This window comes from Planococcus halocryophilus, from assembly GCF_001687585.2.
Lineage (GTDB): Bacteria > Bacillota > Bacilli > Bacillales_A > Planococcaceae > Planococcus > Planococcus halocryophilus.
In genome coordinates this window covers 1,244,482-1,259,500 of the sequence record NZ_CP016537.2, presented here as the reverse complement: position 1 = coordinate 1,259,500, position 15,019 = coordinate 1,244,482, and the positions used below count along the sequence as shown (strand labels likewise).

Annotated in this window: 16 protein-coding genes; 2 read left to right on the top strand and 14 right to left on the bottom strand. The window is 39.6% G+C overall.

Annotated features, from left to right (window positions below):
- Positions 1–89: 89 nt before the first annotated feature.
- From murC to BBI08_RS06320, 8 genes are all read right to left on the bottom strand, one after another.
- Complete coding sequence (gene murC, locus BBI08_RS06355; protein ID WP_065527863.1) at positions 90–1,403, bottom strand: UDP-N-acetylmuramate--L-alanine ligase; 1,314 nt, start codon at positions 1,401–1,403, stop codon at positions 90–92.
- 220 nt (positions 1,404–1,623) lie between these two features.
- Positions 1,624–4,257: a DNA translocase FtsK gene (locus BBI08_RS06350; RefSeq protein WP_065527862.1), complete on the bottom strand. Its 2,634-nt coding sequence runs from the start codon at positions 4,255–4,257 to the stop codon at positions 1,624–1,626.
- A 6-nt stretch (positions 4,258–4,263) separates the two neighbouring features.
- A complete protein-coding gene (gene ytpR / locus BBI08_RS06345; RefSeq protein ID WP_008497213.1) occupies positions 4,264–4,875 on the bottom strand; it encodes a YtpR family tRNA-binding protein in 612 nt (203 codons plus the stop codon).
- Entirely contained in the window at positions 4,872–5,687 is an 816-nt protein-coding gene (locus BBI08_RS06340) for a DUF1444 family protein (protein ID WP_040850721.1), read from the bottom strand. Before BBI08_RS06340 ends, ytpR begins: the two co-directional genes overlap by 4 nt.
- Positions 5,688–5,750: 63 nt before the next feature.
- On the bottom strand, positions 5,751–6,068 hold the full coding sequence (locus BBI08_RS06335; RefSeq protein ID WP_008497215.1) for a thioredoxin family protein: 318 nt from the start codon (positions 6,066–6,068) through the stop codon (positions 5,751–5,753).
- Between the two features lie 12 nt (positions 6,069–6,080).
- Positions 6,081–6,602: a hypothetical protein gene (locus BBI08_RS06330; protein ID WP_237146579.1), complete on the bottom strand. Its 522-nt coding sequence runs from the start codon at positions 6,600–6,602 to the stop codon at positions 6,081–6,083.
- 53 nt (positions 6,603–6,655) lie between these two features.
- Positions 6,656–7,174, bottom strand: a complete 519-nt coding sequence (locus tag BBI08_RS06325) for a DUF84 family protein (RefSeq protein WP_008497217.1) — start codon at positions 7,172–7,174, stop codon at positions 6,656–6,658.
- Between the two features lie 42 nt (positions 7,175–7,216).
- Positions 7,217–8,290, bottom strand: coding sequence for a M42 family metallopeptidase (locus BBI08_RS06320; RefSeq protein ID WP_008497218.1), 1,074 nt, complete (start codon positions 8,288–8,290; stop codon positions 7,217–7,219).
- Positions 8,291–8,456: 166 nt separating this feature from the next.
- On the opposite strand from BBI08_RS06320, the gene BBI08_RS06315 reads away from it, so the two are divergent.
- Entirely contained in the window at positions 8,457–8,771 is a 315-nt protein-coding gene (locus BBI08_RS06315) for a PepSY domain-containing protein (protein WP_008497219.1), read from the top strand.
- A 292-nt stretch (positions 8,772–9,063) separates the two neighbouring features.
- On the opposite strand, the gene BBI08_RS06310 is transcribed toward BBI08_RS06315, so the two are convergent.
- The 6 genes from BBI08_RS06310 to pepV form a co-directional block, all read right to left on the bottom strand.
- On the bottom strand, positions 9,064–9,918 hold the full coding sequence (locus BBI08_RS06310; protein ID WP_008497220.1) for a YtnP family quorum-quenching lactonase: 855 nt from the start codon (positions 9,916–9,918) through the stop codon (positions 9,064–9,066).
- A gap of 31 nt (positions 9,919–9,949) precedes the next feature.
- Positions 9,950–10,591, bottom strand: a complete 642-nt coding sequence (trmB, locus tag BBI08_RS06305) for a tRNA (guanosine(46)-N7)-methyltransferase TrmB (protein ID WP_008497221.1) — start codon at positions 10,589–10,591, stop codon at positions 9,950–9,952.
- Between the two features lie 24 nt (positions 10,592–10,615).
- Positions 10,616–11,524 (bottom strand): diacylglycerol/lipid kinase family protein, encoded by a 909-nt coding sequence (locus BBI08_RS06300; RefSeq protein WP_008497222.1) that lies wholly within the window; start codon positions 11,522–11,524, stop codon positions 10,616–10,618.
- Positions 11,521–12,084 (bottom strand): RNA 2',3'-cyclic phosphodiesterase, encoded by a 564-nt coding sequence (gene thpR / locus BBI08_RS06295; protein WP_008497223.1) that lies wholly within the window; start codon positions 12,082–12,084, stop codon positions 11,521–11,523. Before thpR ends, BBI08_RS06300 begins: the two co-directional genes overlap by 4 nt.
- A gap of 84 nt (positions 12,085–12,168) precedes the next feature.
- Entirely contained in the window at positions 12,169–13,017 is an 849-nt protein-coding gene (dat, locus tag BBI08_RS06290) for a D-amino-acid transaminase (RefSeq protein WP_008497224.1), read from the bottom strand.
- Positions 13,018–13,034: 17 nt separating this feature from the next.
- On the bottom strand, positions 13,035–14,408 hold the full coding sequence (pepV, locus tag BBI08_RS06285) for a dipeptidase PepV (RefSeq protein ID WP_065527861.1): 1,374 nt from the start codon (positions 14,406–14,408) through the stop codon (positions 13,035–13,037).
- 294 nt (positions 14,409–14,702) lie between these two features.
- On the opposite strand from pepV, the gene BBI08_RS06275 reads away from it, so the two are divergent.
- Complete coding sequence (locus BBI08_RS06275) at positions 14,703–14,924, top strand: DeoR family transcriptional regulator (protein WP_008497225.1); 222 nt, start codon at positions 14,703–14,705, stop codon at positions 14,922–14,924.
- Positions 14,925–15,019: the final 95 nt, after the last annotated feature.

The window sequence follows — 15,019 nt, the reverse complement described above, 5'->3', positions numbered from 1 at the left end:
TTGAGCAGTTTGGATTAAACACCGTCTTTATCATTATTCGACAAAAACAGTTTCATTCCTGCAGAAAAAAAAACAGTTTAACTCGAAAGTTAAACTGTTTCTCCTGTATTCAATGCATTTTCGAACGCTTCTTGGAATTTTGTAACGTCTCCTGCTCCCATAAACAAATAAACGGCATTGCCGTGCTCTGCTAAAGAAGACACTTCGTCTAATTGTAATATGTGGCTGTCTTCAATTTTGTCAGCCAAATCTTGAATTTTTAAAGTACCTGCTTTTTCGCGTGCAGATCCAAAAATATCACAAAGATAAACGTGGTCCGCTTCTCTCAAACAGTCGGCAAATTCTTGTAAAAATGTTTGAGTACGTGTGAATGTATGCGGTTGGAAAATAGCAATCAGTTCCCGCTCTGGATACTTTTGACGAGCAGATTGCAAAGTCGCACGAATTTCTGTCGGATGATGTGCATAGTCATCGATTAAAATCCGATCAGCAATTGCTGTTTGTGTAAATCGACGCTTTACACCTTCAAAATCTTCAAACTGCTGTTGAATAATATCCGCAGGAATGCTTTCATAATGGCAAAGAGAAATAACAGCCAATGCATTTAAAATAGCATGGTCTCCAAACATTGGAAGTTTAAATGTATGGAAAAACTCGTTGCGAATTACGACATCAAATGTAGTTCCGTCTACAGACTTTACTATATTTCTTGCTTGGAAATCATTTTCTTCTCCAAAGCCATAATACACAACTGGAATTGGCGCTTGAATTCGTTGCAAATATTCATCATCGCCACAAGCAATGATGCATTTTTTAACTTGCTGAGCCATTTCTTCAAATGCCTTAAAGACATCCTCAATTCCAGTAAAATAATCCGGATGATCAAAATCAATATTGGTCATAATCGCGTAATCAGGGTGGTACGCAAGAAAATGACGGCGGTATTCACAAGCTTCAGCAACGAAGAAATGAGAATCCTCTTGGCCAACTCCGGTCCCGTCTCCGATCAAATAAGATACAGGTTTATATCCTCCCAATACATGAGCCATCAAACCTGTTGTCGAAGTTTTACCATGTGCGCCTGTAATCGCAACAGAAACATATTGTCTCATCAAATCACCTAGAAACTCGTGATACCGGATAATGGTTGCACCTAATTCACGCGCTTCTACCAACTCCAGATGATCGTCTCCAAATGCATTACCGGCAATGATGGTCATATTTTTTTCTATATTGTTTGCATCAAACGGCAAAATGGTGATGCCTCTTTCACGCAATCGATCTTCAGTAAAAAAATGTTGCTCTATATCTGAGCCTTGTACTTGTTTCCCCATGTCATGCATGATTTGTGCAAGCGGACTCATACCGGAACCTTTGATCCCAGTAAAATGTAAAACTGTCATAAATGGACCTCCTGTGGGAGTTGAAAATTAGTCTATATAAATCGCTAAGCGAAATCTATAGCTAGTAAAGATAAACATAGTAAAATATTATATCATAAATTTGTCTTTTTTTAAAATACTTCAGTATTCTATACAGTCGAACCACATATAAATTTCAGTTGGTTAAAAATAGCAGTAGAAAACCGAAGTCGCCTGCAGTAAACTAGCAGACGACTAACAATTAACTAAACACACTTTCGATTTCCTTTTCTGTGATTAGAACAGTACGAGCTTTACTGCCGTTTTGTTCAGAGATAAAGCCATGTTGTTCGATTAAATCCATCAAACGAGCAGCACGGTTATAGCCAATGTGGAATTTACGTTGCAAGAGAGAAGTCGAAGCACTTCCTTGCGTCATGATAAAGCGACAAACGTCTTCAAACAAATCATCTTGTTCAGCAGGCGATTCGCTGCGCTTGATCAATTCCTCTTCTTTAAAAAAGTACTCTGGCTTTCCTTGAGATCTCACATGCTCGATAACTTTTTCAATTTCGTCATCGGTAACAAATGTTCCTTGCAAACGACTAGGTGCTGACATACCGTTACCAAGATACAACATGTCCCCTCTTCCGAGTAATCGTTCGGCCCCTTGAGAATCAAGAATTGTCCGACTATCTACTTGAGATGACACTGAGAACGCAATGCGTGTTGGGATATTGGATTTGATCAGTCCCGTGATGACATCAACAGACGGACGTTGCGTCGCAATCACTAAGTGAATTCCACAAGCACGTGCCTTTTGTGCAATTCGGCAAATCGAATCTTCAACATCCGAAGGCGACATCATCATCAAATCGGCTAACTCATCAATCACAATTAAAATATACGGAAGATGCTGAGCATGATGCCCTTTTTCTTTTACCCGCTTATTGTAACGGCTAATATCGCGCACTTCGCTGTGGGCAAATAATTTATAGCGACGTTCCATTTCTTCGACTGCCCATTTTAATGATGCTGTTGCGGCTTTAACATCTGTAATAACTGGGCTAACGAGATGTGGAATATGATTATAGGGCGCCAATTCAACCATTTTCGGATCAATCAACAATAATTTCAAATCTCTTGGAGATGACTTATATAATAAGCTGACTAAAAGTGAATTGATGCAAACTGATTTACCCGACCCCGTTGCTCCTGCGATTAGGCCGTGCGGCATTTTACGCAAATCTAATGTAACAGGCTTTCCAGTTAAATCTAAGCCTAGAGCCGCTTCAAGTGGTGATTCCGAATCTTCGAATACAGCACTGCCAATAATTTCAGAAATGCGTACTGCACGACTTGTACGGTTCGGAATTTCAATACCAATCGAGCTTTTACCTGGAATCGGTGCTTGAATCCGTATATCTCGTGCAGCCAAAGCTAGCTTTAAATCATCTGCTAAATTACGAATTTTACTAACCTTTATACCTTGTGCAACTTTTAGTTCGAATTGTGTCACAGCTGGTCCTTGTACTGTACTCAATATTTCAGCTTTAACTTGGAAATGGGACAAAGCTACGACTAATCGCTCTCCTTGTTCTTCCATCCATTCCTCGTCTTTTCGATTGTTTTCAGGAGCCATTAAGTATTCTCGTAACGGTAATTGATAAGCTTTAGATTCGGCCGAATCTATTAAATCCGACTGAATTCCGGCTTGTTCAACTAAATTTATCGTTTTTTTTTCCGCTTCTGGTACCTGCGCCACAGGATTTTCATTATATGGAGTCGTAACTGAAAGCGATTTAGCCTTATTTTTCAAAGACTCTTTATCCGATTTAAGCATTAACACATTAAATGGCACTGTCTTTTCGCGCTTTTGTACACCTTCTGGTTTCGTGTCTACTTGTACTTCTGAAGCTTGTGGTTCTTCTATTTCTTCTGTTGTAGGTTCTGATAGCACCTCTGATTCGGCTTGCACTTTCACATCCAACTTGTTGTACAATTCTGACTGTTGTTCAGTAACGCCCACTTCAATTTCTGTTTCCGGCTGCTCTGCGGATTTTAACTCAACAACTGTATCTGCTTCTTCATCTACTGTTACCAGTTCAATTTCCGTTTCTAGCTGTACTTCGAATTCTAACTCGGCAACGGCTTCTACTTCTTCATCTTTTGAAACAAGTTCGATTTCTAGAGATGTCTCGTGTAGTTCTGTCGCTTCTTCTAAAGCTGCTTCTTTTAATAACAAAGCCTTTTCTTCCCGCTCTCTTGCTTCTAAAACAAATGATACTGTATTCGACACAACGCTCGTTGCTCGGGATTCTCGTTTAACTTCTGTCTTCGGTTGTTGAACGGACTCTTTTTCATAAGAAGAACGGATTTCAGGCTCTACCTGTGTTCTTGGTTTATGGAATCCAGCTCTTGCTTTTTCTTGAATAGCTTCATCATACATTTCGCGATCTAATTTACTTTCACGCTGCTCTTCTACCTTTTTTTGAATAGGTTCAGGTCGCGACACGTTATAACCGTGAACTGGCGACACTGAACGACTTGGTTCAAAACGACGCGCATTTTGGATAGGTAGTTCTGGTGCTTTGCGTTTTGGTTTTGATACCGAGCGCACAGGTGCCTCTTTTGGTCCCATAAGCGGTTTTTCAACTTCTTTTCGATAAACCGTTCTTTCCTGTTCATCGAAAATCGGCATTTTAGTACTCGGTTCTGGACGCTTTATATCATGGGAAAAATCATCTTTTTCTTCGTCTGGAATAAGTGGAAAACGAAATGGTGCTTTTTCTTTCTTCTCAGTCGGGGCTTCTTCATAGATGATTTCTTCGTCGATTTCTTCGACCTCATCTGTATCTGTAAACATACGATTCCATACGTTTTTAATCCAGCTCATAGTGCTTTACGCCTTCACTTCGAAAGCTGAGCCAGTTTCTGCATCTTCAGACAAGACAAGAATGCCTTTTACCTCAGGTGCATTTGGCAAAGCCAACTCTTTTGCTGAACAAATCATTCCAGTCGATGCCACTCCCCGAAGTTCCGCATCGCGAATAACCATTCCAGAAGGCATAACCGCCCCCACTTTTGCTACGACAACTTTTTGACCTTGTTCAACATTTGGAGCACCACAAACAATCTGCAATTTCTCTTCGTCCCCAACAGCAACTTGACAAACATTCAATTTATCAGCATTTGGGTGTTTTTCTTTAGCTTCCACAAACCCAACAACAAATTTCGGTGAAAAATCGACTTCAAGCGTAAAATCAACACCATTTTTAGCTAATGCATTTTGCAAAGATGTAACAAGTTTTTCAGACACTTCTACTTGTTGACCTCCAGCCAAGTCTGTATAACTAGAGGCGTTAAATACATTAAACCCAGCAATTTTTCCTTCTGCATCTTTGATCAATGTTATGTCCCCAAATTGTTCGGGATCAATTTTTTCTGGAGTTTCTGTTTGAAGTTGAACGAGCAACACATCGCCAATTCCTTCTTTGTTATAAAATACATTCATTTTTTATCGTTCTCCTCGTTAGGTCTGTTTTTTGCCATAATGAAAATCGGCTCTAGTTCATCATTTTCATAAATGAACGATAAGGAAGTAATCGGCACTTTGCCATTCGTAAAGAAATGCATAGCCATTTGTGCGAGCACATCGTATCCCGTTTCATTTTGGATATCTCCAATAATCAGTACGTCTTGATGAGGTACAGAGACGGTCATATCACCTGTGATTTTTGTTTTCATTTCTTTTAAAAACGATTCGTTCAAAATTCTTGAAGCGTCATAGCCATCGTTTTCGTTTAGAAAATAAAAGATATTTCCGGCAACATGGTCTTCTTTGACTGCAGTTTTTAATTTTTTCACTTGGAACTTCGCAATTTCTTTAATCTGCTCTTCAGTCAGACTTAATGAATTTACCACATTTTCGTCAATTAAGCGATAGGTAGTACCAGCATCTAATGCAAAATATATGCGTGTTTCCGCCGTATGTTCAGCCGTAATAAACTTATGGCCTTCATTCGATTCCGTTGGAAATGAAGTTGAACGAATAACAGGGAAAATATGCTCGGTCGATTTCATTTCACCTTTTGCTTCTCTTTCCATTGCTTCGAAAGTTTCTGTAATCGTATAAACGATTTCTTGAATCGCTGAGTCACCTTTTGCTTCAAAGCGATTGATAACTTGCGGCAAGGATATGCTCATTCCTTTGCCCAGTTCTGTATGTTGAATATTTGCAACATCCTTCTCCCGATCAAAGCGCCATTCTAGTTGGCGGCTTGGCATACGCTCTCTTAGTATATTAAAAAGTTCTGTAGATTTCATCATTGTTTTGCCTCGCTTTCATAAATAAACGGTTCAGCCTAGTTAGGCGAACCGTTTTTATTGTTATTGTGACAAATTCGAAATAAACGCTTCGATTTCTGCCTGTGTTTTACGGTCTTTACTGACATAACGGCCCGTTTTGTGACCATTAGCGTAAGCTAGAAAACTCGGAATACCAAAAATATCCAATTCAATACACAGATCAATAAATTGATCACGATCTACCGAAACAAATATATTGTCTGAGAATTTTTCTTCAATCTCAGGCAAAATTGGATCAATGACGCGGCAATCTGGGCACCAGCCTGCTGTGAACATAAATATTGAAGCAGGTTCTTTTATTAATGTATGAAATTCTTCAGTCGATTGTAATTTTCTCATTGTTTCAATCTCCTATTCATCAAGTTCTATTGAACGAACCGTTTTCATCATCCAGTTCATGTTTTTAGGAAGGTCGTTTTCTGTTGAAATGGTTGCTATTTTAACGCCACCGGCTCCAATTACGAGTTCCAACTTATTTTCTGTAATTTCTGTTACTGTCACAAACCCAAACCGACCATTTTGACGAAATTTTTCATCTACCAGCCATTGTTGTTCTGGGTTTACTTTCTGCAAATCATAAAACAAAGTACTCGTCGCTTTTTCATTTGGGTTAATAGACAAAGAAAAAGAATCGCCGCCTTTGGTGATTAAGCCATTAAAGTCTTCTTGCGGTTCTTCAATAATATAGCCATTAGGCAAATAGAGAGCGGTTTGCCCTATTTTTTCATTATCTGATTTTGGTTCTGCTTCAAACGCATCACGTGCGTTCGATACTCCTTGAACAACCAGGTTTTCTGATGTAGCGCTACAGCCAGCCATTAGTCCGACTGAAAAAAGTAACAACACCATCCATCTAGCTCGAGGCACGCTCATTCCCCCTGACATTACTGCTATTTATTTTAAAGGTGTTTACAAGGACATGCAACTTAATCGCTGTGTCGTTGATACTGACCCATCAATAATTTAACGACATGTCCAAACATTTCTCCTCGGTTCACCAGACCGTTCGTTAAAATACCGATCGCGCCTTTGTGTTGGCGAATTCCACTTTCATTGGCATATTCGTCCATAATCGGTCCAAGCTCTGTGCCATTTCGCAGACCGTCTGCAATTTCTTCCGGCAGTGGTATTTGAGCACCAGCAGCGGTAAATATATGTCCATCCTGAGTGGCTAGTGCACCCCAGTTGCATAAAAACAATATACCTTCCATTTCGTAAACGCCGCCTTCTAATCCGATCGCAAAATCATATTCTCCCAATGCATTTTTTGCTCGATTGACAGCACCTTGACGGGTTTCTTGTTGTGAAAAAGGCTGAGCCGATACTTCTGAATCCGCATCTATCGCCGATAAGTCAACTGTCCATTCCATATTTTTAAGCACGTTTGATACGGCATTGATTTTTGCAGGGTTTTTGGATGCTATTGCTGCACGAATTTTTTTCATTGGCGTTATTCCTTTCAAAAAAAAGAGCCCATAGGCACTTTTTTAAACGTTTTGTTTAATGGTTTCTAGAGTTGTGCGGTCTGTAGCTTTCACTAACTTTGTCAGTAATTCTTTCGCTGCTGCATAATCATCTGTATGAATGATAGATGCTGACGTGTGGATATAGCGAGAACAAATTCCAATTACAGAACTCGGGATCCCTTCATTGGTTGTATGTACGCGACCTGCATCTGTTCCACCTTGTGAAACGAAATACTGATAAGGAATATGATGTGTTTCAGCTGTATCGAGTATAAATTCACGCATGCCTCGGTGAGTGACCATGCTCTTATCTAATATGCGCAACAAAGTTCCTTTACCAAGCTGCCCGAATTCATTTTTATCACCCGTTGCATCATTAGCTGGACTTGCATCTAATGCGAAGAATAAATCTGGCTGAATCATCGTTGCCGCAGTTTGTGCACCGCGTAACCCAACTTCTTCCATTACGGTTGCTCCAGAAAACAATTGGTTTGGCAATTTTTCATCTTTCAGCTCTTTTAAAAGCTCAATCGCTAAACCACAACCGTAACGATTATCCCAAGCTTTTGCCATAATTTTTTTATCATTCGCCATTGGTGTAAACGGACTAAAAGGCACAATTTGCTGACCTGGGCGAATGCCAAGCGCTAATGCATCGTCTTTATTGTCTGCTCCGATATCGATAAGCATATTTTTTATTTCCATTGGTTTACTTCGCAATTCTTCACTTAGCAAATGTGGAGGAATGGAACCAATAACGCCTGGAATCGTTTTTTCGTTTGTAATAATGTCTACGCGTGTTGCCAACATCACTTGGTTCCACCAGCCGCCTAAAGGCTGAAAACGCAACATGCCATTATCCGTAATTTGTGTAACCATAAACCCAACTTCATCCATATGCCCTGCCACCATGATACGCGGTCCATCTTCTTGACAGTCCTTGACGCCAAAAACGCTTCCCAAATTGTCTTGGATCAATCGATCTGAATACTTTTCTAGTTCTTGACGCATAAATTTACGAACCGCATGCTCATTTCCTGGAGCTCCCGGTAGTTCTGTCAAAGTTTTAAACATTTCACGTGTTTCAGAATTCATATCAATGTTCCCCCTAAATAAGTTACCTTTATTAAGTTTAGAGCTTTATTCAGATAATTTCCAGTTTTGTACTCTCTTTTTTAAAGTACATTGACTTTTAAGCTATCATTTCGCCCTTCAAAATATTTATGGTACAATTTATCCAGTAAATAGAGGAGGGATTTTAGTGAGAAATCGTGATTTACTTATTGGATTTGCTACAGGAATCGCCGCAACGTATTTGGTAAAAGAACTTTACAATCGTTCAGAAAAATTATATCCAGCAGATGACGTTTTAAAAGAAGTTAAATCTGCATTTAAAGAAGAAGGCCCGATTGACGGTTCATGGATTTTCATGAAAACGGAACCTTATAAGCAACACGCGTTAACAACTGAAGTTTACAAAGGCGGAATTACACGTCATAAAGAAGACGAACTTCAACAATTTGAATTTTTAGCTGATGCTTTTACAGGCGCAGTGATCGAAGTAAAACAAGTATAAAAAAAAGAGCCCAAGGGCTCTTTTTTTTTATACTTTTAAACATGTTAATAACCAACTATATTTTTTGAAAAACAAATTGTTTTATTAACTAAAAAAGTCTACTATCTACGTATTTGAAGAAGCGTTCGCTCGACTCCTGTGGGAATAGTGGGTTTGAGAGACCCCGCAGAGAGCGTAAGCGAACGAGGAGGTTCGATGCCCACCCCACGGAAAGCGAGCGATAAGCTTCGGAAAATACACTTATTCAGCACTTTCTCGATACTCAAAAAAAGAGCCCAGAGGCTCTTTTTTTTTAACTATTCTTTTCTTTGCGTACTAATGACTTCATAATCTCTTTGCCGTCTGCACTCCATTTTAAGATACGATAATACGCATCATGGTAAAAGCTGAAATAATAACCGCTTTCTAAAGCTTCTTTCATCAACTTTTCTTTAGCGTAAATTGAATCCATTGGATAATCATCAAATGCTAATACCCATAATGGATTTTGATGGGCATGAGTTGGCATGATGTCACCCATATGCAAAATCGTTTCATCGCCACTTGTCATTTTAATGACACTGTGGCCATTTGAATGACCTCCGGTATGAATCATGGTGATTGCCCCAAATATAGTTTTCTCTTCTTCAAATGTTTCAACTTGATCGACAATTGGCTCCCAATTTTCTTTCCAGTATGTATTGCGTGACCGGATGTTTGGATTTTGCATTTCATCCCACTCTACAGCTGATACATAAATTTTGGCATTTGGAAAAGTCGAAACCAACTCTTCGCCTTGCCATTTTGTAAGTCCTGCCGCATGATCTCCGTGTAAATGAGTCATTAAGACCGTATCGATGTCTTCAGGTTTTAATCCAAGCTCCGACAAGTTTTCTTCTACACGGGATTGTTCTGAAACCCCTAAGTTGCGCAACTGACGCTCTGTCAATTTGCCATCACCAAGACCGCTATCGATCAATATATTATGTTCTTTAAATTGAACAAGTATTGGGTGTGTTGGCAATTCGATTTGGTTTTTTTCATTGACCGGGTAACGTTTCGACCAAATGACTTTTGGTACTACCCCAAACATTGTACCGCCATCTAAAAATGTGGTTCCCCCATCAAGCCAGGTTAAGTTCATTTCGTGAAATTGAAATTTCTGCATTCCCTTTTCCCCCTTGTCAAAATCAACTAGCTTAAAACTGTGCTTCTAACCGGTAAATCGGCTGTCCTTTTTTCGAGAACTTTTCTTCGTATTCCGTCATGATGTTCCATTCAGGTTCGTTATCGTGAAGATCTAATGAGACATCCGTTAATAACATACCATATTCAGAAATGCTCGTAAGCGAATATTCAAAAAGTTTCCGGTTATCGGTTTTAAAATGAATTTCACCTTTTTCAGGTAAAACAACCTGATACAACTTCAAGAACGATTCATGCGTTAAGCGGCGCTTAGCGTGACGCTTTTTTGGCCATGGATCAGAAAAGTTTAAGTACAATCTGTCAACTTCCCCTTTTTCGAAATACTCGCCGATTTTTTTTGCATTAACTTTTAAAAGACGCAAGTTTGGAATCCCATTTTCTTCTTCAAGCACTGTCTCAAGAGCCGTAACAATGACGCTGTCGAACAGCTCGATGCCAATATAATTGATGTCTGGATTCGCTTTGGCCATTCCTGTAATAAAGCGGCCTTTACCTGTTCCCGCTTCAATATGCAATGGGTTTTTGTTATCAAAAACTTCTTGCCATTTCCCTTTTTTCTCTTCTGGTTTCGGAATAACAATTTCTGGATGTGAATCGATTAAATCTGATGCCCATGGTTTAAAACGTGATCTCATATTTCATCCTCTTTCTATTTTCCATTAATTTATTGATAACCAATTATGTGGACTAACTGCATAGACGACCATTTCGTTTTGAGTGCTCATACCGGCATCGTCACCATCCACATGGCGAAAAACCGATTTGTCAGATGAAAGCCGAAACTCCGAGCTGCTCATTTGGCTGACCTCTTTGAAACGCGTATGTGCTCCGCTGAATACCGTACCAAAAACGAGCAAGAGTTTCAAACGTGATATTTGATGAACCACGGTCAATTCAAGCAATCCGTCATCTGTGTATGAGGCTGGAGAGATTTTCATGCCCCCACCGAAATAAGGTTGGTTGCTAACAGTCGCTAACCAAACATCTTGATAAACAACGGTTTCGTCAGCACTCTGAACCGTTAATGTGAATGTTTCAAACTTCACTAAGGTCTTAATCACATAAAGATAATAAGCTATTTTTCCAAGGCCAAACTGATTCAGCTTTTTCTTGAGAGACGACTGATTCACAGCGATCGTGATTTCCGCATCAAAACCAATTCCTGAACTGCTGACAAATTGAAAATCTTGTCCGTTCGCAAATTCACCAAGGTCTTGGCGTTTAAAACGAGGTATTTTTTGAAACTCTTCAATTGCCCGTGCATCTTTGAACGTGCCGTAAGCTCTAGCAAAATCATTGCCAGAGCCAGCTGCTACAGATCCAACAATTAACTCTTTCGCGCCCGCTGCACCTACTACGATTTCACGCAATGTCCCGTCACCGCCAAAGCCGATTAACAACACTTGTTGTCCTTCGTCTTTGTAGGCCGCAGCAATTGCCGTAGCATGACCTGGAAATTCCGTTAACATGTGTTCAAACGGAAATTGAATGGTTTTTTCAAAGCGCTGCCATTGCTTTAACGCTCTGCCATTGCCAGCTGTAGGATTGATAATAAATACAATTTTCATAAACACTCGCCTTTAAATGTAGTAGATGCATTTTCTAGCGTATAATTTGCGATCTTTTGATAACGAGGCATTTCATTTGGTGCAATTCGGAACAACGAGAACTCCGTTACATCGAATCGCATGTTAGCGATTGAAAATTGACGATTTGTTGGCTCTCCCCCTGCCCATCTGCTAGCCAACGTAATATGTGGCACAAATTTCTTTGGATCGGGTTTTATTTTTAAAGATTCCATTGATTTATGTACTTGCTGTTGCAACTCGTCCAATTCCCGACTCGTTTCAAGAGAAGCATAAATAATACGCGGTGTCGTTGGATTACCAAAAGTTTTGATGCCATCAATATTTAAAGTAAAAGCTTGTTCCTTAATGGTTCCCAGTAATTTCTCAACCTCGTTGATTTCACCATACACGTCCTCGCCGATAAACAATAAAGTAATATGCATATCTTGTGCTGGCGTTAGCCTTTTGTGACTTTGCAATTGCCAACTTTCTCGTTCTGTCGCCAAGGTTTCGGCTATGTCTTTTGGAATTTTGATCCCAATAAAATAATGTGGTTTCATTTAGCATCACCTGATTCCAGTTTACCATGCAAATAAGCGCAAAAAAATAGTGATTGGCCGGAGCCAACCACTTTTATTTTAAATTTATGATTTAACGCCAACTTGAATGCGTGCTTCAAATGCAGTTTGTAATTTACGCGTCAACTCTCCAGGAACGCCTTGACCGATTTTATGATCACCAATCGCAACTACTGGCATCACTTCCGTAGTTGTTGAAGACATGATGAATTCATCCATTTCAAGTGCTTCCGTTTTTGTAAATGGGGTTTCTACTACTGGAATTCCCAATTCTTCACACAACTCAAAAATCACTCGTCTTGTAATTCCATTTAAAATAAGGTTATTTGCAGGATGAGTATAAAGAGTGCCATTTTTTATACCGTACATATTCGATGAACAACCTTCTGTCACCGTTTCACCTCTGTGCAAGATCGCTTCGAAAAACCCTTCTTCGTAAGCTTCTTGTTTAGCTAATACGTTGCCAAGCAAATTCAAGCTCTTAATGTCGCAGCGTAACCAACGAATATCTTCAATAAATTTAGCCGTAACGCCTGAGCTTAAGCTTGCGACTGGACGATCAACTGATTTGGTATTGCCAGTAATCACTGGCGTAGCTTGTGTAGGGAATTGATGTTGACGCTCTGCAGCACCTCGTGTAACTTGCACGTATACTTGGCCAGTCTCAATATTGTTCACTTCAACAAAATCGTACATCATTTTATGGAAAACGTCTTTTGTATAAGGAATGACGATGTTGATTTTGTCAGCACTGTCGTAAAAACGATCGATATGTTCTTTAGCCGTAAACAGATTGCCATCATATACGCGAATTACTTCATAAATTCCGTCACCAAACTGATAACCACGATCTTCTTTCGAAATCACCAAATCTTCTTCACGAATAAATTCTCCATTATGCAATATCAAATCCATATCCATTCCTTCTTTCCTCATTTTTTACAAGCTAATTGATAAATTGCTTCTGCGTAAATGGCAGTCGCTTTTATTAAATTGTCGATGTCCACAAATTCATCCGCCTGATGGGCAACATCTGGTTCACCAGGGAACAGCATACCAAACGCCACACCTTTATCTAATACGCGTGCATATGTGCCTCCGCCAATAGCAATCAGATTTGCTCTATCGCCAGTTTGTTTTTCATATGCATTTTGCAGCGTTTTGATGAACGGATCGTTTTCATCCACATAATGAGGAGGAGAATTGGACGCAATGTCCAGTACGAAATCCTTCAACTGATAGGCATCTATTTTTTCTTTAAATGGATAGCTAATCGAGTATCTCATACTTACTGTAATCATAGCGGTTTTCTTTTTTTCAAACCGAATAATTCCGGCGTTGAACGTTGTATCTCCAGATTGTTCATCTGTAAAATCCAACCCAAGCTTACGACCACGAGAATCTAGATAAAACGTGTCTGCCACAAATTCAACAAACTTTTGGCCATCGCCTTCTAAACGATCTTTCAAAAATACAGCTAGCAACACCCCGGCATTTATACCATCTTCGGGCTCCATGGCGTGAGCTGATTTCCCATTTAACGTTAATTCTGTTGAACCGTTATGCTGTTCAACTTTACCTGTTACGTCATGCTTTTTGCAAAACGCCTTAAAATCTTCTTGCCACTCTGCTAATTGACCATTTAAAATGGCTGTTGCTTTATCAGGCACCATATTGGTACGATGACCAGCAATAAACGATTCTAAGATCGCATCTTCGTGCATCGAAAATGTGGAGAAAACTAAAGATGCGATGCCTTTTTCTGCATTGATGATTGGAAAATCGGCGTCTGGAGTAAAGGCTACAGCTGGCATTTCTTCTGTTTGGAAATAGCGTTCCATGCAGCGGAATTCACTTTCTTCATCTGTACCGATAATTAAACGCACGCGCTTTGTAAATTCCACACCGGCATCCTTAAGTATGTTTAAAGCAGCCCATGCAGCAATTGTTGGTCCTTTATCATCAATGGCGCCACGACCGTAAAGTCGCCCATTATGAATTTCTCCACCAAACGGAGCCGTTGTCCAACCCTCACCAACTGGCACCACATCAACATGACCTAAAATTCCCAGCAATTCCTCGCCTTGACCAATTTCAAGATGTCCTGCAACATCTCCAATATTTTTAACCGTATATCCTTCTGTTCTACCCTTTTCTAAAAACCAATCCAATGCCTGTTTAACTTCTTTTCCAAAAGGAGCTATTGGCGTGGTTTCATTACTTAGTACACTGGGAATCGCTATTAACTCTTGCAATTCGCTCAGTATTGTTCCCTTACGTTTTGTAGCTTCTAACTGCCAATCCATGTTTCACACTCCTTTTTGTTATGGCTATTGTACACCTTTTTTCAGGAAATTAAAGATTTTGTCGTTAATTCACATAAAAATTCTGTCTTTCCAACGTAAATTTTTTGTAAATTCAGCTAAAATCCTAGAATTCGAGATGTTTATTCGGTATAATCAAATTGTCAGATTAGTAAGATTGACATATTTTTTAGGAGAAGGGGCTGTCTTTGGCATCAATTATACTCGCTGTATAACCTCAGCACATCGTCCGCTAGTCTTTGCCAATGGGAAAAAAGATGAAGGAGTGGTTCTATTATGAAACCCACAACCGATCGAATGCTCATTCGAATTAAAGATATGTATAAGTACATTCTCGAGAATGGGACTGTAACGACGCAAGATCTTGTCGACGAATTCGGCATCACTCCTCGCACCATTCAAAGAGATTTGAATGTGTTAGCCTTTAACGATTTGGTGTCTAGTCCAACTCGAGGCAAATGGACAACGACGCAACGCAAAGTGAAAATGACGTCCTAACAGATTTCCTAAACAAAGAAAATGACCGCAGTTATGCGGTCATTTTCTTTGTTTAGATAGTCGAGAAATATCTCTTTAATCATGGTTTTCCGAAT

Excerpts from the sequence above, each read along its gene's own strand:
- murC (WP_065527863.1), bottom strand. The coding sequence starts at position 1,403 with ATGACAGTTTTACATTTTACTGGGATCAAAGGTTCCGGTATGAGTCCG.
- BBI08_RS06350 (WP_065527862.1), bottom strand. The coding sequence starts at position 4,257 with ATGAGCTGGATTAAAAACGTATGGAATCGTATGTTTACAGATACAGAT.
- ytpR (WP_008497213.1), bottom strand. The coding sequence starts at position 4,875 with ATGAATGTATTTTATAACAAAGAAGGAATTGGCGATGTGTTGCTCGTT.
- BBI08_RS06340 (WP_040850721.1), bottom strand. The coding sequence starts at position 5,687 with ATGAAATCTACAGAACTTTTTAATATACTAAGAGAGCGTATGCCAAGC.
- BBI08_RS06335 (WP_008497215.1), bottom strand. The coding sequence starts at position 6,068 with ATGAGAAAATTACAATCGACTGAAGAATTTCATACATTAATAAAAGAA.
- BBI08_RS06330 (WP_237146579.1), bottom strand. The coding sequence starts at position 6,602 with ATGAGCGTGCCTCGAGCTAGATGGATGGTGTTGTTACTTTTTTCAGTC.
- BBI08_RS06325 (WP_008497217.1), bottom strand. The coding sequence starts at position 7,174 with ATGAAAAAAATTCGTGCAGCAATAGCATCCAAAAACCCTGCAAAAATC.
- BBI08_RS06320 (WP_008497218.1), bottom strand. The coding sequence starts at position 8,290 with ATGAATTCTGAAACACGTGAAATGTTTAAAACTTTGACAGAACTACCG.
- BBI08_RS06310 (WP_008497220.1), bottom strand. The coding sequence starts at position 9,918 with ATGCAGAAATTTCAATTTCACGAAATGAACTTAACCTGGCTTGATGGG.
- trmB (WP_008497221.1), bottom strand. The coding sequence starts at position 10,591 with ATGAGATCACGTTTTAAACCATGGGCATCAGATTTAATCGATTCACAT.
- BBI08_RS06300 (WP_008497222.1), bottom strand. The coding sequence starts at position 11,524 with ATGAAAATTGTATTTATTATCAATCCTACAGCTGGCAATGGCAGAGCG.
- thpR (WP_008497223.1), bottom strand. The coding sequence starts at position 12,084 with ATGAAACCACATTATTTTATTGGGATCAAAATTCCAAAAGACATAGCC.
- dat (WP_008497224.1), bottom strand. The coding sequence starts at position 13,017 with ATGGATTTGATATTGCATAATGGAGAATTTATTCGTGAAGAAGATTTG.
- pepV (WP_065527861.1), bottom strand. The coding sequence starts at position 14,408 with ATGGATTGGCAGTTAGAAGCTACAAAACGTAAGGGAACAATACTGAGC.
- BBI08_RS06275 (WP_008497225.1), top strand. The coding sequence starts at position 14,703 with ATGAAACCCACAACCGATCGAATGCTCATTCGAATTAAAGATATGTAT.